The organism is Pseudomonas syringae group sp. 247E2, from assembly GCF_032587795.1.
Classification (GTDB): Bacteria; Pseudomonadota; Gammaproteobacteria; order Pseudomonadales; family Pseudomonadaceae; genus Aquipseudomonas; species Aquipseudomonas amygdali.
Genome location: NZ_JAWHPK010000030.1, coordinates 156,184 through 174,641, shown reverse-complemented (window position 1 = coordinate 174,641; position 18,458 = coordinate 156,184). Strand labels below are relative to the sequence as shown.

Genomic DNA, 18,458 nt, shown 5'->3' with positions numbered 1-18,458 from the left:
TGAGGCCGACATGCCTGGCATGTCGGCCATACAACCAAAGAAACAGGGTGTGTCAGGGCCGTTTCGCCCCCAACTGCTTCCACATCTTTTGCGTGATTTTGCGGCGGTTGCTGTAGCCTGCCCACGGGTCGGCCTTGAGTTTCTTTAAACGCTGCTCAAGGTTGGTGATGTCCCACTGCGCCGAGGATTTCAGGCCTGCCAGTTCATCCAGAGCAATCGGCACCGAGACCGGCAAACCTGGCCGGGCGCGCACCGAATACGCAGTCACGGTGCTGCCGCCACGGCTGTTGCGCAGGTAATCAATGAAAATTTTCCCTACCCGGTTTTTCGGCCCCATGGTCGCGGTGAAGCGTTCGGGCAACTGACGGCTGACGAATTCGGCGATAGCCTTGGCGAAGGCTTTAACCGTGTCCCAGTCAGCCTGCCGCGCCAATGGCACGATGATGTGCATGCCCTTGCCACCGCTGGTCTTGAGAAAAGCTTCCAGCCCAAGTTCCTCCAGCACGGCGAGCACCATTTGCGTGGCTTCGATCATGCTGCGCCAGGGCAGCGCCGGGTCGGGATCAAGGTCCAGTACAAAATGATCCGGCGTTTCGATCCTGTCACGCGTAGCGCCCCAGGTGTGCAACTCGATGGCCCCCATTTGCGCGGCACCGACCAGCGCCTGCAATGAATCGATCTCCATCAGCGCGGCATGCCCGGGGTCCAGAGCACGATCCAGCTGTTTGATGTGTGGAATCGCAAGATGCTCGGCGTGCTTCTGGAAGAACTGCTCGCCGTCGATGCCTTCCGGGCAACGCAACAATGCCACAGGACGCTTGTTCAGATACGGCAGAATCCATTCGGCAATAGACGCGTAGAACTGCGCAAGTTCGACCTTGCTGGTGCCGGTCTTGCTGTCGATCACCCGATCCGGATGGCTGATGCCCGTGCCCGCTACGTCCACTTTGCCTTTGCCGGCAGCGGTTTTCTTGCCTGAACGCGGCGCCGCCGATGTCGATTGCGTCCGGGTCTGGCTGGCAACCCTGGCGGGCTGAGCGTCTTCGCGCACCACCTCACTGGCAGGCTTGTCACTGCGCAACCCAACAAATGCGGCTTGTCGCACAATGCCTTCGCGGGTCCACTGGGCGAATTCCGCCTCACAGACCAGCTGCGGCTCTACCCACTGCACGCCGCGGGCCTGAGCCGAGGTCAGTTTTTTCGCCAGGGGCGAATCCTTGCGCTGCAGCGGTTTGAGTTGTTGATAAAGCTGTTCAAGCGTCACCTCACTGAAGCCGGTGCCCACCCGCCCGGCATAGACCAGCCCTTCATCGCCTTCATTGACCGCCAGCAACAAGGCCCCGAATGCGGAGCGGCTGCCTTGTGGGGCGGTGTAGCCGACGATCACCAGCTCCTGACGCAACCGGCATTTGAGTTTGATCCAGTCGGCATTGCGCTTGCCGATATAAACACTGCCGGCCCGCTTGCCGATCACCCCTTCCAGGCCCATTGCCGCAGCGCTTGCCACAATATCCTGATGCCCGGCCTGAAACGCATCCGAATAACGCAGCAGGCGACTGCGCTGGGCGTCGAGCACTTGTTTCAAGGCGTCGCGGCGCTGTTCAAGGGGCACTTCACGCAGATCCTCCGCACTCAGGAACGGCATATCGAACAGGTAATACAGGATGTTTTTGCTGTTCCCTGCGTCAAAGGCATTCTGCAACCCCTGAAAGTCGGGCAACCCTTGCTCGTCGAGAACCACTACTTCGCCGTCGAACCAACTGTTTTGCAATTTCAGGCCCTTGAGCGCCTTGACCAGCTCGGGCAGCCGTTCGGTCCAGTCGTGGCCGTTACGGGTGAACAGGCGCACTTCGTCGCCCTGAATGCGGGTCAGAATGCGATAGCCATCGAACTTGATCTCATACAGCCAGTCACCCGCTGGCGGTGCATCCACCAGCGTGGCCAGTTGCGGCGAAAGGGTTTCCGGGAAAACCGTTTTCGACTTCTTTTGCGCGGGCTTGCGCGCAGGCTTCGCTGCACCGGCTTTGGCTTTTTCGTTTGCGGCGCTGGCTTTTGGCTTCGCTGGCGCTGCACGCCCTGCCCCTACGTGCGCGCCGCTGATCACGCTCTGCGGTTGCTCCAGAGTGATGTCATATTCGGCAGCAGGCCGTGCAATGGCGTCCTTTTCTTTGATCAGCAGCCATTGCTCCTTGCTACCACTGCCAGTGAGCCGCGTGCGCACCAGCGCCCAGTCGCCGCTGAGCTTCTCGCCGACCAGGGTAAATTTGAGTTTGCCTTCCTCATAGGTTTTTTGCGGATCACCGTGCGGCTGCCAGACGCCACGGTCCCAGACAATCACATCACCGCCGCCGTACTGCCCTTTCGGGATGCTGCCCTCAAAATCGGCATAGTCCAGCGGATGGTCTTCAACATGCACCGCCAGACGTTTTTGCTTGGGGTCCAGGCTCGGGCCTTTGGGCACCGCCCAGCTCTTGAGCGTTCCCTCCAGCTCCAGTCGAAAGTCGTAGTGCAGGTTGCGTGCGTCATGCTTCTGAATCACGAAACCCAGCGCCTTGGCCTTGGACGAAGACTTGCCTTTGCGCGTGCTTTCGGCAGGCTCGGAGGTGATGGCGAAATTGCGCTTGCGCGTGTATTCACTGGCGGGCTTGGCCATGTCCGGTGTCTCCGTCTGGCTCAAGAGGCTTTGCTGGTTTTCTTGCGGGCTGCGGGCCGCTTGGGCTTGGCCGCGGCCTTGTCAGCAGGTTTTTCTTTTGCTGCGGGCTTGCTCGCTTTGCCTTTACTGGCACCCCCCTTGCCCGCCAGGCTGCGTCGCAGCAAGTCGGTGAGGTCAATGACGTCGGCACTTTTGCGCTCTTCCTCGGCCGGATCCGTCTCGACATCCTCGATCTCGCCTTCGTCTGCCTTGGTTTTGACCAGGTGCATGATCTTTTCCTGAAAAGTGTCGCGGTACTGCTCAGGCTGCCAGTCGGCGCTCATGTCCTTGACCAGACGCTTGGCCATGTCGCGTTCGCTCTTGTTCAACTGTACGTCCGTCACTGCGTCGCTCAGTTCCAGCGTGTCCAGCTCACGCACGTCGGCAGGCCAGCGCAGGATCACCATGACCAGCGCCGACTCCAGCGGCATGACCGCCGCCAGGTGTTCGCGGGTATGCAGCACGACATTGGCCAGCGCCACCTTTTTGGTGTCGACAAGGGTTTCGCGCAGCAGCGCATAGACTTTTTCGCCGCGTTTATCCGGGGTCAGAAAATAAGGCGTGTCGATGTTTTGCAAAGGAATCTGCTGGCTGTCGACAAAGGCGAATATGTCGATGGTCTGCGTCGATTTGGGGTGCGCGGAGCGAATTTCCTCTTCGCTGAGTACGACATAACGATCCTTTTCGTACTCCACGCCCTTGACGATATTTTCGCTGGTGACCTCCTTGCCGGTGACCTTGTTGATTCGCTTGTAGCCAACCGGGTCCATGCTGCGCTTGTCGAGCCAGTCAAAGTCGACACTGGTCGACGTTGTCGCCGACACCAATGCGACCGGTATATGCACCAGCCCGAAGCTGATTGCGCCCTTCCAGATTGCCCTTGCCATGGTCTGACTCCTGTTGATCCTGAAAAAGTGACTGGACCGGTCGAACAAAAGTTTCGACAGCCTGACGAGTGCCGGAAAATCCGCGCAGGCGCAGCCCGTTTTTCATCTTGGCAATATGACTGTCAACGTTTTGGCTTTTGGTGCGAACTGTATTAACGGGATGCTTACAGCCGTCAAAGCCTTGTAGTAGAGGGGTTCGCGCAAAGAGAATCAGGATTTTTCAAGTCACATATGCGTTTAAGATCTAAAAATATGGTTTAACGTTCTTTTGCGGAATAAATAAGACGTTCTATAAATGGCCCCACCCCGAACGCTGTTGGCGAACTGTCTGCGAATCAACAGTTGGTCCCGTCAGCTTTCACTCAGCTGATCACTCCCAAGGATTTGTCATGAACGTTTTCTGGTTTCTTCCGACTCACGGCGACGGCCATTATCTGGGCACGACAAAGGGCGCACGTCCCGTCACCCTCAATTACCTGAAACAGGTGGCGCAGGCCGCCGATGACTTGGGCTATTACGGGGTATTGATTCCGACCGGTCGCTCTTGCGAAGACTCGTGGGTCATCGCCTCGGCACTGGTGCCATTGACCGAGCGTCTGAAGTACCTGGTGGCGATCCGTCCGGGAATCATCTCCCCTACCGTCTCGGCACGCATGGCGGCCACGCTGGATCGTTTATCCGGCGGCCGACTGCTGATCAACGTGGTGACTGGTGGCGACCCGGACGAGAACCGTGGCGACGGCAGCTTCCTCGATCACAGCGAACGCTATGAAGTCACCGACGAATTCCTGAAGATCTGGCGTCGCGTATTACAGGGCGAAGCAGTCGACTTCGAAGGCAAGCACCTGCGCGTGCAGAATGCCAAAGCGCTGTATCCACCGATTCAAAAGCCCTATCCGCCGCTGTACTTTGGTGGCTCTTCCGATGCCGCGCATGACCTTGCGGCCGATCAGGTGGACGTTTACCTGACCTGGGGCGAACCTCCAGCAGCTGTGGCCCAAAAGCTGGCCGATGTGCGTGAACGGGCAGCCCGCAAAGGTCGTACCGTGAAGTTCGGCATTCGCTTGCACGTCATCGTGCGCGAAACCAGTGAAGAAGCCTGGAAAGCCGCCAGCACATTGATCGAACACATCAGCGACGAAACCATCGCTGCGGCCCAGAAATCTTTCTCGCGCTTTGATTCCGAAGGTCAACGCCGTATGGCTGCGCTGCATGACGGACGCCGCGACAACCTGGAAATCGCGCCTAACCTGTGGGCGGGCGTGGGTCTGGTTCGTGGCGGTGCTGGCACGGCACTGGTCGGCAACCCGCAGGAAGTCGCGGCACGCATCAAGGAATACGCAGACCTGGGCATCGAGAGCTTCATTTTCTCGGGCTACCCGCACCTGGAAGAAGCGTACCGCTTTGCCGAACTGGTCTTCCCGCTGCTGCCTGAGCCTTACGCCAGCCTCGCCGGGCGCGGCATCACCAATTTGACGGGCCCGTTCGGCGAAATGATCGCCAACGATCTGCCCCCGCAGGCCAAGTGATGTCAGGGCAACTGCTGACCTTACCGCACTCGCCTGCGCTGGCGACCTCGATCAGAGCCACTGCGCAGGTATTCGAGGACCCCAAATCCAAGGATCTGCTCGCTCACGTACGCCAGGTGGCGCCCAGCGATGCCAGCGTACTGATCATTGGTGAAACCGGCACTGGCAAGGAACTGGTGGCACGGCACGTCCACGAACTGAGTGCCCGTCGCGACAAACCGTTCGTGGCGGTCAACTGCGGAGCATTCTCCGAGAACCTGATCGAGGCCGAGTTGTTCGGCCACGAGAAAGGCGCCTTCACCGGCGCGATCAGCGCGAAGGCGGGCTGGTTCGAAGAGGCCAATGGCGGCACGCTGTTTCTCGATGAAATCGGCGACCTGCCCATGACTCTCCAGGTCAAGCTGCTGCGCGTACTTCAAGAACGTGAAGTGGTCCGCCTGGGCTCGCGCAAGAGCGTGCCTATTGACGTGCGGGTGCTCGCAGCCACCAACGTACAACTGGAAAAAGCCATCAATGCCGGGCATTTTCGCGAGGACCTTTACTACCGCCTGGACGTGGTCAATCTGGAATTGAGCCCGCTGCGCGACCGGCCCGGCGATATCCTGCCGCTGGCCCGGCATTTCATAGAGGTCTACAGCCAGCGTCTGCGCCATGGCCCGGTGCGCATCAGCGCCGAAGCCGAGCACAAGCTCAAGACCTACAGCTGGCCAGGCAATATTCGCGAGCTGGAAAACGTTATTCATCACACCTTGCTGGTCTGCCGCGAAGGAGTCATTCAGCGTGACGACCTGCGCCTGTCGAACCTGAGGATCGAGCGTCAGGACGAGCAGAATCCGGCTGACGAGTCAGCCGAACAGTTGCTCAATCGGGCGTTCCAAAAGCTGTTTGAAGAACAGGCAGGTGCCTTGCACGAGAAGGTCGAAGACACGTTGCTGAGGACCGCGTATCGCTACTGCCATCACAACCAGGTACACACCGCCAGCCTGCTGGGCCTGACCCGCAACGTGACACGCACTCGTCTGATCAAGATCGGTGAGCTGGCGGTCAACAAACGCAGGCCGGGTGAAAATATACAGGGCGACCGGATGCTGCATTTGTCGGTGTGAAGGTCCAGACCGGTGACGCGGAGCGTCATGAACGGCATTCCCACGCTGGAGCGTGAGGAACGAGCGCTGTCCGCAAGAACGCTATCGTGCCGATGCTCCGCATGGGTATGCCTTTCTGGACGCTCTGCGTCCTCTCCTGATCACGCGGCGCTTCACGACAAACGCATCGCCAGAGCCTTGGCCTGAATCGCCACGTCGGTCACTGCGGTGCTTTCCCACCACATGCCGCGCAGTGGCGGGCCCATGGCGAACAGGCGTGACGAGCAGTGACCTTGCGCGTCGAGCACCGCGCCACCGGCGTCGGCAGCAATGCCCAGCGCAAGCGGTCCGGGCTGAATCAAACCTCGCAGCAGCAATTGCCGAGGCAACGGGCGATCCACGCGTCGCCAGTCGTACTCGATGCCGGTGGAGTTGATCAAGGCATCGCCAACGATCTGCGTCGGTTCGCTATCACCGCGCCGACGCACGCTGATCTGCACCTGGCCTGACGGCAGGCTCGCAACAGCCTGCAACGAAGCGGCGTCAATGCTCAGCCGACCTTGCCTGATCAGTTGCGCCAGCAGTGCGGCGCTGGGTGGCGGCGAGCGATGGTGATGACTCTCCCACCATGGCCGTACATGACGGACAAACTGGCGGCGCTGCCTGTCACTGGCCTGATTCCACAGCCTGCCGACGTTGGCGCGCACGGTGTCCAGCGGGGCCTGCCAGTCAATGCCGCTTTCGATGGCCAGCTCGCACTGCTCGCGCACCTTGCGTACCAGTTGGCGAGTGCTGCGGATACTCGGGTCCTGCGCCAGGAAATCAGACCATTCCGGGGGCTGGCGCCGCACATGGGGCAGCAGGCCATGCCGGGAATAGATCTGAATCGGCCCGCGGTGCCCGGCCTTTTCCAGTGAGACCAGCGCATCGACCATGGTCAGCCCCGAGCCAATGATCAACACCCTGGACTGTGCATCGAGCTGTTGCATTGCCTGTACATTCCAAGGGTCCAGCGCTGCCGCGTTCAGTGCGTTCGACTCACGCTGCGGTGTGCGTGAAGCGGCGTACATACCGGTCGCCAGCACGGCCCGACTGCCACGCAATAGACGACCGTCGGCCAGCGTCACGCTCACGCCGTGTTCATCGATCTGTACATCGACCGCTTCGCCGGGCACATGCGTTGCCGTCGAGCCAAACACCTCGCCAGCGCCACGGGCTTCACGCAATCGCTGCTGGACATAAAGCCCGAACACACCGCGCGGCGGGAACAGCTCGGCGACCGGGACCTTCTGCGCGGCCGCTTCAGGCCAGCCGCCCTCGGCCAGATAGGCCGTCAGCCAGCGCGTGAGGTCGTCCGGGTCATCGGGGTCGACGCTCATGCGCGCCGCATTGCCATTGAGCGTATGGCCCGGCTCTGTTGCGCTGTAGGCCTCGCCCCGGCCAAGCTCGCTGCGGGTTTCGATGATCAGGATCCGGCGCTGGCCAGGCCTGCGTAGCAACTGCGCCGCCAGCATGGTGCCGCTCAGACCGCCGCCGATGATCAGAATGTCAGCTGTCTGGTTAGGGTCTTCACTCATCGAACAGCGCCTCGGTCAGTTGCGATAAAAGAACAGGAAGGTCAGAGCACGACGTTACGCACAAAGCGCAAGGGCACGTCAGCCTCATTGCAATAGCGGTGCGGCTGATTGCTGGGGAACATGAAAAACTCGCCTGGACCGATCTGTTGCACGGCCGCAGGATCGGAGAGGCGCAGAGTCAGATACCCTTCTACGATATACACCTGCTCACTCCAGCCGTCCGGATCGGCTTCCGAGACATAGGCATCGCCGGGCTCCAGGCAGAACTCCCACAGCTCGACTTCCCGGCGGGCAATCGCTCGGGCCAGCAGCACGGCCTTGCTGCCAGAAATCGTACCCGCCCAGGCCAGTTCGTTGATACGGCTGTAATCACGATTTTCGGGGGCCTGGATCAGATCGCTGAACGCCACCTCCAATGCTTCTGCTACCCGGTCCAGCGTCGCCAGACTGACGTTTTTCTCTCCCGCCTCGATAGCGACCAGCATGCGGCGGCTGACCCCGGACTTTTCTGCCAGGGCGGTCTGGCTGAGGTCAGCGCAGTTGCGCAAACGCCGTACGTTCTGGCTGACGTGCTGCAACACGGCTGGGCGCGGGGAATTTTCTTTGTGCATGGTGGTGCTCACATCAAACCGTTGCGCATTATACTGCCCAATTCGAAACCATTTTCAGGGTGCTCAGCCTCTCATCAGGCGCATCGTCATTTATAGCCGTTCACAGGAATCTGGAGCTGACATGAAGTCTATCAGCCGATTACCCCGCATCAGCAAGGCAGAAGCCGTTCTGATTCTGATTACCATGCTCTGGGGAGGCACTTTTTTACTGGTACAGCATGCGCTGACCGTCAGCGGCCCCATGCTCTTCGTCGGTCTGCGTTTCGCCGCAGCGGCGCTTATCGTAGCGCTGTTTTCAATGAAGGTGCTGCGCGGACTGACCTTTCTTGAACTCAAGGCCGGCGTATTCATCGGCACCGCGATCATGCTTGGTTATGGCTTGCAGACCATTGGACTGCAAACCATCCCAAGCAGCCAGTCCGCCTTCATCACAGCGCTCTACGTACCCTGCGTGCCTTTATTGCAATGGTTGGTGCTTGGCCGTCGACCGGGCCTGATGCCGACACTGGGCATCCTCCTCGCCTTTACCGGGCTGATGCTGGTATCAGGGCCGCAAGGTGCTTCTCTGCAACTCAACTCCGGCGAGATCGTCACGCTGATCAGCGCGGTGGCCATCGCCGCCGAGATCATCATGATCAGCGCCTATGCCGGCAAGGTCGATGTGCGGCGGGTCACCGTGGTGCAGCTGGCAACCGCCTCCGCCCTGGCCTTTCTGATGATCGTGCCGACTCAGGAACGCTTGCCGGATTTCTCCTGGCTGCTGGTGCTCAGCGCGGTGGGACTTGGCGCGATGAGTGCGATTATCCAGATCGCGATGAACTGGGCACAGAAAAGTGTTTCGCCTACACGCGCCACCGTGATTTATGCCGGTGAACCGGTCTGGGCCGGGATTGTCGGAAGACTTGCCGGGGAGCGCTTGCCGGGTATCGCCCTGCTGGGCGCAGCACTGATTGTGGCCGGGGTGATCGTCAGCGAAATGAAGCGGCGTTCTGCCCCCGGTGAACAGAGCCTTGCTGAAGAAGATGGCATGCGCAAAGCCGAGTGAACGGCGGCTATTGTGCGCCGTGAAACACATGTCCCGTGACAACTTTTTGCTGTCTTAAAAACAGCAGACACTTTTTGTAGGAAATTTCGGAAACAGTCCCTTTGGTATCGGGGTGTCTGGCACGTATGATGCTTGACATTCCCCTGCAGATTAGAAGCCTATGTCCCTGATAGTTCTACTGCTTCTGCCTTTCATCGGCAGCTGTCTGGCGGCCTTTTTGCCGCAAAACGCGCGTAACGCAGAATCGTTTCTGGCCGGTCTGGTCGCCCTCAGCGGCGCTATCCAGATGGCATTGTGGTTCCCGCAGATCGCCGACGGCGGCGTTATTCGCGAAGAGTACTTCTGGCTGCCGAGCCTGGGGATGAACTTCGTTCTGCGTATCGACGGCTTCGCCTGGCTGTTTTCGATGCTGGTGCTGGGCATTGGTGCGCTGGTCTCGCTCTACGCCCGCTACTACATGTCGCCAGATGATCCGGTACCGCGTTTCTTCGCGTTTTTCCTGGCTTTCATGGGCGCCATGCTCGGCCTGGTGATGTCCGGCAATCTGATTCAGATCGTGTTTTTCTGGGAGCTGACCAGCCTGTTCTCGTTCCTGCTGATCGGCTACTGGCACCACCGCGCCGATGCACGGCGCGGCGCTTACATGGCGCTGATGGTCACCGGTGCGGGGGGGCTGGCGCTGCTGGCCGGCATGATGATCCTCGGCCATGTGGCCGGCAGTTACGACCTGGACCGTGTCCTGGCCTCCGGCGACGCGATTCGTGCGCATGCCCTGTACCCGGTGTTACTGACCCTGATTCTGATCGGCGCGCTGACCAAAAGCGCCCAATTTCCCTTCCATTTCTGGCTGCCCCACGCAATGGCCGCCCCTACACCCGTGTCGGCGTATCTGCACTCGGCGACCATGGTCAAGGCCGGGGTGTTTCTCATGGCACGAATGTGGCCTGCGTTGTCCGGCACTGAGCAATGGTTCTGGATCGTCAGCGGCGCAGGTGCCTGCACGCTGATTCTCGGCGCCTACGCGGCCATCTTCCAGAATGATCTGAAGGGCCTGCTGGCCTACTCGACCATCAGTCATCTGGGCCTGATCACGCTGTTGCTGGGCCTCAACAGCCCGCTGGCTGCGGTAGCTGCGGTCTTTCACATTCTCAACCACGCTACCTTCAAGGCCTCGCTGTTCATGGCCGCCGGGATTATCGACCACGAGAGCGGAACGCGAGATATCCGGCGTCTCAGTGGGCTGGTGAAGCTGCTCCCCTACACCGCAACATTGGCGATGGTCGCCAGTGCATCGATGGCAGGCGTGCCGCTGCTCAACGGGTTTCTGTCCAAGGAAATGTTCTTTGCCGAAACCGTGTTCATTTCCGCCACTGCCTGGGTCGAAATTGCCTTGCCAGTGATCGCGACCATCGCCGGGATATTCAGCGTTGCCTATTCGCTGCGCTTCACGGTCGATGTGTTTTTCGGTCCGGCGGCCAAGGACCTGCCGCACTTGCCGCATGAGCCGCCGCGCTGGATGCGTGCGCCGGTAGAACTGCTGGTGCTGACGTGCCTGATCGTGGGGATTTTCCCGGCGCAATCGGTCGCTCCCCTGCTCGCCGCCGCTGCGCGTCCGGTCGTCGGCGGAACATTGCCCGAATACAGCCTGGCGATCTGGCACGGCTGGAACCTGCCGATGGTCATGAGCCTGGTGGCGATGGCTGGCGGTATCATCCTGTATCTATTGCTGCGCAAACCTCTCAAGTACGAGCGCATTACTGCCCCGCCGCTGGTGGGCAGACTCAACGGCAAGCGCTTTTTCGAACGCAGCCAGGTAGCGATGATGCACTGGGCGCGGCGTTTCGAGCGCAAGGTCAGCACTCGTCGCTTGCAGCCGCAACTGTTTCTGCTGGTACTGGCAGCCGTACTGGGCGGCTTCATCCCGATGTATTTCAGTGGCCTGACCTGGGGCGACCGGCCGAAGATTCCGGGCTCCGGGGTGTTTGTCACGCTTTGGCTTATCGCAATTGCCTGCGCAATAGGTGCAGCCTGGCAAGGCAAGTATCACCGTCTGGCGGCACTGGTCATGGTCAGCGTCTGCGGCCTGATGACCTGCATCACCTTCGTCTGGTTCTCGGCACCTGATCTGGCGCTGACTCAACTGGTCGTGGAGGTAGTGACGACGGTACTTATCCTGCTCGGTCTGCGCTGGCTGCCGCGACGCAATGAAGACGTCGCCCCATTGAGCGCGCGCCTGCGCGCTCGTACCCGGCGAATACGCGACTTCGGGCTGGCGGTTCTTGTCGGCCTGGGTATGGCGATATTGTCCTACGCCATGCTGACCCGTCAGACACCTAACGCTATTTCGTCCTTTTACCTGAGCCGCGCGCTGCCTCAGGGCGGTGGTACCAACGTGGTCAACGTGATGCTGGTGGATTTCCGCGGCTTCGATACATTTGGCGAAATCACCGTGCTGGCGGCGGTAGCCCTGACAGTGTTTGCCCTGTTGCGACGCTTCCGCCCGCCGAAGGAAAGCATTCTGCTGCCCACACAGCAACGCCTGCTGGCCCGTGACGTGGTGACTGATCTGGTTAACCCGCGCAGTGCCAGCGATACCGCACTCGGTTTCATGATGGTTCCGGCAGCGCTGGTGCGATTACTGTTGCCGATTGCCTTCATCATCTCGATGTACCTGTTCGTTCGTGGTCATAACCAGCCAGGTGGCGGATTTGTGGCCGGTCTGGTGATGTCGGTGGCGTTCCTTCTGCAATACATGGTGGCAGGTACCCAATGGGTCGAGGCGCAAATGAGCCTGCGCCCGTTACGCTGGATGGGCACAGGCCTGTTGTGCGCGGTTCTGACCGGAGCCGGCTCCATGGTGCTGGGTTATCCGTTCATGACTACGCACACCGCGCACGTCGATTTGCCGGTTCTGGGCGATATTCACATTGCCAGTGCGCTGTTCTTTGATGTCGGCGTGTACGCCGTGGTCGTTGGCTCGACGCTGCTGATCCTCACCGCACTGGCCCACCAGTCGGTGCGCAGCCACCGTCCGACGCAACTGCCCAAGCCCGTTGCCAACCCGCAAGGAATCCTTTGATGGAAGAAGTCATTGCAATCGCCATCGGCGTGCTGGCCGCCTCGGGCGTCTGGCTGATCCTGCGCCCACGCACCTTTCAGGTGGTCATGGGGCTGTGCCTGCTGTCCTACGGGGTCAACCTGTTCATTTTCAGCATGGGCAGCCTGTTCATCGGCAGAGAACCGATCATCAAGGACGGCATTCCCCAAGACCTGCTCAATTACACTGATCCACTGCCGCAGGCGCTGGTACTGACCGCCATTGTCATCAGCTTCGCCATGACCGCGCTGTTTCTGGTGGTATTGCTCGCCTCCAGAGGCCTGACCGGCACCGACCATGTAGATGGCCGGGAGCCCAAGGCATGAGCTGGATGAATCAATTAATCATTGCGCCGATCCTGCTGCCGTTACTGACCGCAGGGCTGATGCTCTGGCTGGGCGAAAAGCATCGGCCGCTCAAGGGACGTATCAATCTGTTTTCCAGCATCCTCGGGCTGGGCATTTCCGTGGTGCTGTTTTTCTGGGTGCAGCACAGCGGCAGCAGTGGTTCGATCGGTGTCTACCTGCCAGGCAACTGGGGTGTGCCGTTCGGTATCGTGCTGGTGGTAGATCACCTATCGGCACTGATGCTGGTGCTGACCGGCATAATCGGTGTCTGCGCCCTGTTGTTCGCGCTGGCGCGCTGGGACCGGGCCGGTGCCAGTTTCCACGCACTGTTCCAGATCCAGCTTATGGGGCTATATGGCGCATTCCTGACCGCCGACCTGTTCAACCTGTTCGTATTCTTTGAAGTGCTGCTGGCAGCGTCATACGGCTTGATGCTGCATGGCTCCGGCCGGGCGCGGGTGTCGACCGGCCTGCATTACATTTCGATCAACCTGCTGGCTTCGTCGCTGTTCCTGATCGGCGCTGCGCTGATCTACGGCGTAACCGGCACGCTTAACTTCGCCGATCTGGCGATCAAGATCCCGCAAGTGGCAGAGTCCGATCTGGGCCTGCTGCATGCAGGCGCTGCCATTCTGGCCACGGCATTTCTGGCCAAGGCAGGTATGTGGCCGCTGAACTTCTGGCTGGTCCCGGCCTATTCGGCAGCCAGCGCGCCGGTAGCGGCCATGTTTGCGATCATGACCAAAGTGGGCGTTTACACCCTGCTACGCCTGTGGACACTACTGTTTTCCGGTCAGGCCGGGGCCTCGGCATTCTTCGGCGGCGACTGGTTGATCTACGGCGGCATGGCGACGATTTTCACAGCTGCTATTGCAATCATCGCTGCCCAGCGCCTGGAGCGCCTCGCCAGCCTGAGCATACTGGTATCAGCGGGCATTCTGCTGTCAGCGGTCGGTTTTGCCCAGCCGAGCCTGACTTCGGGTGCGCTGTTCTACATGGTCAGCTCGACGCTGGCGCTGAGCGCAATGTTCCTGCTGGGCGAATTGGTCGAGCGTTCCCGCTCGGCCAACGAGATCCCTCTGGAGTACGACGTGGATCAACTGCCCCGCACCCTTGAGTCGCTGCATCCGCCACCCGGCACCAACCTGGACGACGAGCAGAAAGTCGTAGTCGGTCAGGTCATACCCATGACCATGGCATTTCTGGGCCTGAGCTTTATCGCCTGTGCGTTGCTGATTATCGGCATGCCACCGCTATCGGGGTTCATCGGCAAACTCACGCTGCTCAGCGCGTTGATGAACCCGCTGGGGCTGGACGTCGCGCAGGACGAAGCGCTCTCGACCCCGGCATGGATGCTGATCGGCCTGCTGATCTTCTCCGGGCTGGCGTCGCTGATCGCTTTTTCCAGGCTTGGCACACAGCGCTTCTGGACACCACACGAGCGCCCTTCGCCGTTGCTGCGACGCAATGAATGCTTGCCGATCATCATCCTGCTGGGCCTCTGCGTTGCGCTGACGTTCAAGGCCGAGCCCTTGTTGCGCTATACCCAGGACACCGCCGCCGCGCTGCATGAGCCCAAGCAGTATGTGCAGTCGGTCCTTGCCACACGTCCGATACCCGGCCCTACCAGCCAGGAAATCAGTTCGGAGGGGCAGCCATGAAGCGCCTGTTTCCGGCTCCTCTGCTTTCTCTGGCACTGTGGCTGTTGTGGCTGGTGCTGAACCTGTCGATCAGCCCCGGCCACCTGCTACTGGGTGCGGTGCTGGGCTTGCTCGCGCCCTTGCTGATGGCACCGCTGCGCCCGCTGCCGGTGCGCATCCGCAAACCTGGCACAATCCTGAAGTTTCTGTGCCTGGTCGGGTGGGATGTGGTGGTGTCCAATCTTCAGGTCGGTTTGAGCGTATGGCGGCTCGAAAGTCGTCCGCCACGCTCGGCTTTCGTGCGTATCCCGCTGGACCTGCACGATGCCCATGGTCTCGCCGCGCTGGCGATGGTCACCACGGTCGTACCCGGAACGGTATGGTCGGAACTGGCGCTGGATCGCAGTGTGCTGCTGATGCATGTTTTTGATCTGGAGGATGAAGCGCAATTCATCGAACACTTCAAGACCACCTATGAGCGACCGTTGATGGAGATCTTTCAATGAGTGCATTGCTCGACAACGCGATCCTGATCAGCCTGCTGATCTTCGCCCTGGCGATGGTGATCACCCTGCTGCGCCTGCTCAAGGGTCCGTCAGCCCAGGACCGGGTGCTGGCGCTGGACTACCTGTACATCATTGCCATGCTGATGATGCTGGTGCTCGGCATCCGTTACGCCAGTGACACGTACTTCGAAGCCGCCATGCTGATTGCCCTGTTCGGCTTTGTCGGCTCCTTCGCTCTGGCCAAATTCCTGCTGCGCGGAGAAGTGATCGAATGACCGGACTGCCGAACACCGTGCCCTTCTGGGCTGAGATACTGACCGCCGGGCTGCTGATCGCCAGCAGTCTGTTTGCCTTGACCGGTGCCCTCGGGCTGCTGCGCCTCAAGGACTTCTTCCAGCGCATGCACCCGCCAGCCCTCGCGTCGACGCTGGGCGCCTGGTGCGTTGCGCTGGCGTCGATCATCTATTTCTCTGCACTGAAGACAGAGCCGGTGATTCACGCCTGGCTGATTCCGGTGCTGCTGGCAATCACCGTGCCTGTGACCACGCTGCTGCTGGCACGTACGGCGCTGTTCCGCAAGCGCATGGCCGGTGACGATGTGCCCGCAGAAGTCAGTAGCGGCACTGGCAATGGAGAATCGGCAGGCGGCTGAATCTTCAGCCTGGCCAGCGTTACTCGCTGGCCTTGAAGGTCAGCTCGCCCTTGCGCCATTTGGCGGCCTTGCCGACTGCGCCTTTGAGAACCTTGCTCATACCGGTCTGCAGCTGCTCTTTTGCGGCAAACACCATGACCACAGCCTGACCTTCCTTGAACACAATGCCGTGGCCTTCAGGGATATCGACGAATGCATATTCGCCCAATCCATACACAGTCATTTTGATTTCACGGAATTTCAATTCGAGCTTGCCGCCTTCACGGCTTGGCAATACCGACGCGCGGAAATGATCGCCCACCTTGAGCTCCAGGCGCGGCTTGTCATCGACGACCAGAGCGGTTTCGGTGTCGATTTCAGCGATATAAATACCTTCGGCTGACTGCTCGGTGATGTAGACAAAACGGGACTGAAACTGCTTGACCAACTGTGCGCGGAGATCGCCGAGCACGAACAAGGCATGGGTATCCAGATTACTTACAGCCAAAGTACAAACCCTCAAACATAAAAATGAGGCTGCCTGATGTCAGGGCAGTCAAGAAAGTGGTTAATCCATAGACCGCGTCAAGCGACCGGATTTTTTCCGGCACGCTGCACGCGGAAGCGCTGAAAGCGCCACCGCAAACCTTGTGCAGGCGGGTGGCGGATTCTACCGGCTCATGGCAGCTACGGGATATATACCTTTTGTACACTGCAGTGTCGCAAAAGCGCTGGAGCCCTGAAACCGGCGGCCAGCTTGACCAGGACTTAAAGGCTGGACGGGTTCCAGCCAGGCGATCAATGTGCATTCGGCGATACTGGAAACATATCACTTGTAGGCAGAGCACAAAAGGCCATCTTCTCACACGGCCAAATGCATCGAACTCTTGCGTGCGTCGGCCACTCCCATAAGAACTGATGAAGACGGGGATATCCCCCGGCGAGGAGATGACATGGAACAGACTACAACGACCATCAACGACCTGTTCGCCCAATTGGCACTGGATTCGGACGATGAGAGCATCGAAGCGTTCATCGCCAGCCATCCCCTGCCTGACGACGTGAAGCTGATTGATGCAGACTTCTGGACGCCGCGGCAGGCTGACTTTCTCAAGGAGCAGCTGCATGAGGATGCCGAGTGGGCGATGGTGGTCGACGAACTGAATGTGCGCCTTCACAAAAAGCCCGAGTGAACCACTCGGGCGTTGATTCCTATTGCGGATAACCGGGCTGGCCGACATTGGGGTGCAATGTCCTGCCACCCGGTTGCGGGGCATGCACAAAAACAGCGTCACTAAAGGTGCCCACTCTGCCGACTACTGCGTTCCAGTGCGCAGACTGATGGATATAGCGCCGGCGCAATAGCTGCTCTTCCTGACTGTCCAGTAAGTAAGGCCCGCCTCGCGCATAATCGATCAGGCGGGCTGAAATGCTTTCGAGCTCGGGAGGAAGCTGAAATTCAGGGCTGTTCGGCACCGGGTCGAAAGGTACCCCCTCATCACAGGCCAATGCATGCATGACCTGTAACGACACCCTCGACAAGTGACCAAAGACCTGGCGGTTCATACCCACTGCAGCAACGATCGTTTTCATGCCTCTCAGGGATTTTCTGCATGGGTAACATTTGCTTTCGCAGGTCTGAACCCTCAGAAATGCCTGGCTGTCCAGCGGGTCGATCCAGTCATCCCGGCTCATGGCACTTAACAGGGCCTGGGCGTTCTTCCAGCAAGGCGCCGCCTCACACGGGCTGTCACGGTTGACCAGGCTGCTTTGCGGACGCGTGAGCAACACGCTTTCTTCCATCTGAGGAGGATAACCACCGCCGATATCGGAATGGGCACCGGGTAAAACGATTTCTTTCGGCCATTCCGGCAGGACGCTGTTAAGCGCGAAGTTGCGCCGTGATTCATCACGAGCAACCAGATGCAGCACCTGTTGGGCACAACCCGGCGGCAGGTACAGATTGACCCTCCTGTTGCTCGCGTACCGGGTATTACCCATATCCCTGAAACTGCCGATGGCGGCGACCGTGTCGAACAGGCCGATAACCTTGAGCTGTACACTGCCGTTGCGCCAGCTGAAATGCTCACTCAGCCTGACTTTGCGGCTTTGAAGTATCGGCTCAAGCATTCCTGCCCGCTGTTTCAGGATTTCGTTGGCCAGGTGCCTGGCCGACGCAGCCCCTCGACTGAAGCCGAATACGTCCAGTTCAAGCGCTTCCAGTACACAATCCGGGTTGTCGTGTGGAAATGCCTTCAATACCGTTTCAAGCTTTCTGAATGCATTTTCCACTTTGCATATCACACCAGTGGTGCCACGGCCGAAACTCTGTCCCGGCCATACCGAATCACGCCCGCCGGAGGTAGTACCCGCCCCGCTTACATAGATCGGGTAGTACACCTTCAAGCCTGCACTGTCATTTTCGGCAACACGTTGCAGCCGATAAAGATCAACCAGCCTGGCTATATTACTCAGATCATTACTATAACTACTGCCAGGATGAACATGACGACCCGCACACTCTTTAATGTGCTGACCATCATTCATTTCAATCAGTGCCTGACAGTCAGCCCCGATCTGGCTGTTGACGCGATTATTTCCCGTGCCGTCGAAGAAAATTCCGATCCGTGCGGTAACACGCCGCGTTACCACATCCGAGATTGCTGCTGTTTGTTCGACACTCCATTTATCGTTCATATCTTTTCCATCCCTAGAGGCAGGCCAAGAAAAGGCCGCACTTAAATCAAAACGTAAATAACGTTGATTTAAACAGCTTGCTTAAAGACGGTGATCAGTCAAGTCATGCAGCGC

Annotated in this window: 16 protein-coding genes; 10 read left to right on the top strand and 6 right to left on the bottom strand. The window is 59.5% G+C overall.

Annotated elements, in window-relative coordinates:
* Positions 1-52: 52 nt before the first annotated feature.
* Together ligD and RYC18_RS23990 are read right to left on the bottom strand one after the other, a co-directional pair.
* A complete protein-coding gene (gene ligD / locus RYC18_RS23995) occupies positions 53-2,653 on the bottom strand; it encodes a DNA ligase D (protein ID WP_005744431.1) in 2,601 nt (866 codons plus the stop codon).
* Positions 2,654-2,673: 20 nt separating this feature from the next.
* Positions 2,674-3,579, bottom strand: coding sequence for a Ku protein (locus RYC18_RS23990; protein WP_005744432.1), 906 nt, complete (start codon positions 3,577-3,579; stop codon positions 2,674-2,676).
* 389 nt (positions 3,580-3,968) lie between these two features.
* On the opposite strand from RYC18_RS23990, the gene ssuD reads away from it, so the two are divergent.
* Both ssuD and RYC18_RS23980 read left to right on the top strand, forming a co-directional pair.
* The gene (gene ssuD, locus RYC18_RS23985; RefSeq protein ID WP_002554062.1) at positions 3,969-5,108 is read left to right on the top strand and encodes an FMNH2-dependent alkanesulfonate monooxygenase; all 1,140 of its coding nucleotides are present in this window, start codon (positions 3,969-3,971) and stop codon (positions 5,106-5,108) included.
* Positions 5,108-6,214 (top strand): sigma-54 interaction domain-containing protein, encoded by a 1,107-nt coding sequence (locus RYC18_RS23980; protein ID WP_005744433.1) that lies wholly within the window; start codon positions 5,108-5,110, stop codon positions 6,212-6,214. Before ssuD ends, RYC18_RS23980 begins: the two co-directional genes overlap by 1 nt.
* A gap of 152 nt (positions 6,215-6,366) precedes the next feature.
* On the opposite strand, the gene RYC18_RS23975 is transcribed toward RYC18_RS23980, so the two are convergent.
* Positions 6,367-7,770, bottom strand: a complete 1,404-nt coding sequence (locus RYC18_RS23975; RefSeq protein ID WP_005780669.1) for an FAD/NAD(P)-binding protein — start codon at positions 7,768-7,770, stop codon at positions 6,367-6,369.
* 41 nt (positions 7,771-7,811) lie between these two features.
* A complete protein-coding gene (locus RYC18_RS23970) occupies positions 7,812-8,381 on the bottom strand; it encodes a helix-turn-helix domain-containing protein (protein ID WP_004665725.1) in 570 nt (189 codons plus the stop codon).
* A 121-nt stretch (positions 8,382-8,502) separates the two neighbouring features.
* Here RYC18_RS23970 and RYC18_RS23965 point away from each other — a divergent pair, with 121 nt between their 5' ends.
* From RYC18_RS23965 to RYC18_RS23935, 7 genes are all read left to right on the top strand, one after another.
* Positions 8,503-9,426: a DMT family transporter gene (locus tag RYC18_RS23965; RefSeq protein ID WP_005744435.1), complete on the top strand. Its 924-nt coding sequence runs from the start codon at positions 8,503-8,505 to the stop codon at positions 9,424-9,426.
* A 160-nt stretch (positions 9,427-9,586) separates the two neighbouring features.
* Positions 9,587-12,505, top strand: a complete 2,919-nt coding sequence (locus RYC18_RS23960; protein ID WP_316886944.1) for a monovalent cation/H+ antiporter subunit A — start codon at positions 9,587-9,589, stop codon at positions 12,503-12,505.
* Complete coding sequence (locus tag RYC18_RS23955) at positions 12,505-12,849, top strand: Na+/H+ antiporter subunit C (RefSeq protein WP_002554068.1); 345 nt, start codon at positions 12,505-12,507, stop codon at positions 12,847-12,849. Before RYC18_RS23960 ends, RYC18_RS23955 begins: the two co-directional genes overlap by 1 nt.
* Complete coding sequence (locus RYC18_RS23950) at positions 12,846-14,531, top strand: monovalent cation/H+ antiporter subunit D (RefSeq protein ID WP_005744440.1); 1,686 nt, start codon at positions 12,846-12,848, stop codon at positions 14,529-14,531. Before RYC18_RS23955 ends, RYC18_RS23950 begins: the two co-directional genes overlap by 4 nt.
* Positions 14,528-15,016 (top strand): Na+/H+ antiporter subunit E, encoded by a 489-nt coding sequence (locus tag RYC18_RS23945; RefSeq protein ID WP_005732668.1) that lies wholly within the window; start codon positions 14,528-14,530, stop codon positions 15,014-15,016. The genes RYC18_RS23950 and RYC18_RS23945 overlap by 4 nt, the downstream gene beginning before the upstream one ends.
* Positions 15,013-15,291, top strand: coding sequence for a K+/H+ antiporter subunit F (locus RYC18_RS23940; RefSeq protein WP_002554071.1), 279 nt, complete (start codon positions 15,013-15,015; stop codon positions 15,289-15,291). Before RYC18_RS23945 ends, RYC18_RS23940 begins: the two co-directional genes overlap by 4 nt.
* A complete protein-coding gene (locus RYC18_RS23935; protein WP_316886943.1) occupies positions 15,288-15,668 on the top strand; it encodes a Na+/H+ antiporter subunit G in 381 nt (126 codons plus the stop codon). Before RYC18_RS23940 ends, RYC18_RS23935 begins: the two co-directional genes overlap by 4 nt.
* 19 nt (positions 15,669-15,687) lie before the next feature.
* On the opposite strand, the gene RYC18_RS23930 is transcribed toward RYC18_RS23935, so the two are convergent.
* On the bottom strand, positions 15,688-16,155 hold the full coding sequence (locus RYC18_RS23930; RefSeq protein WP_002554073.1) for a hypothetical protein: 468 nt from the start codon (positions 16,153-16,155) through the stop codon (positions 15,688-15,690).
* 445 nt (positions 16,156-16,600) lie between these two features.
* Here RYC18_RS23930 and RYC18_RS23925 point away from each other — a divergent pair, with 445 nt between their 5' ends.
* Positions 16,601-16,840: a DUF2789 domain-containing protein gene (locus RYC18_RS23925; RefSeq protein WP_002554074.1), complete on the top strand. Its 240-nt coding sequence runs from the start codon at positions 16,601-16,603 to the stop codon at positions 16,838-16,840.
* Positions 16,841-16,859: 19 nt separating this feature from the next.
* Here RYC18_RS23925 and RYC18_RS23920 read toward each other — a convergent pair whose 3' ends face one another.
* Positions 16,860-18,344 carry a DUF2235 domain-containing protein gene (locus RYC18_RS23920; protein ID WP_316886942.1) on the bottom strand — a complete coding sequence of 495 codons (1,485 nt, stop codon included), beginning with the start codon at positions 18,342-18,344 and terminating at the stop codon, positions 16,860-16,862.
* Positions 18,345-18,458 lie beyond the last annotated feature (114 nt).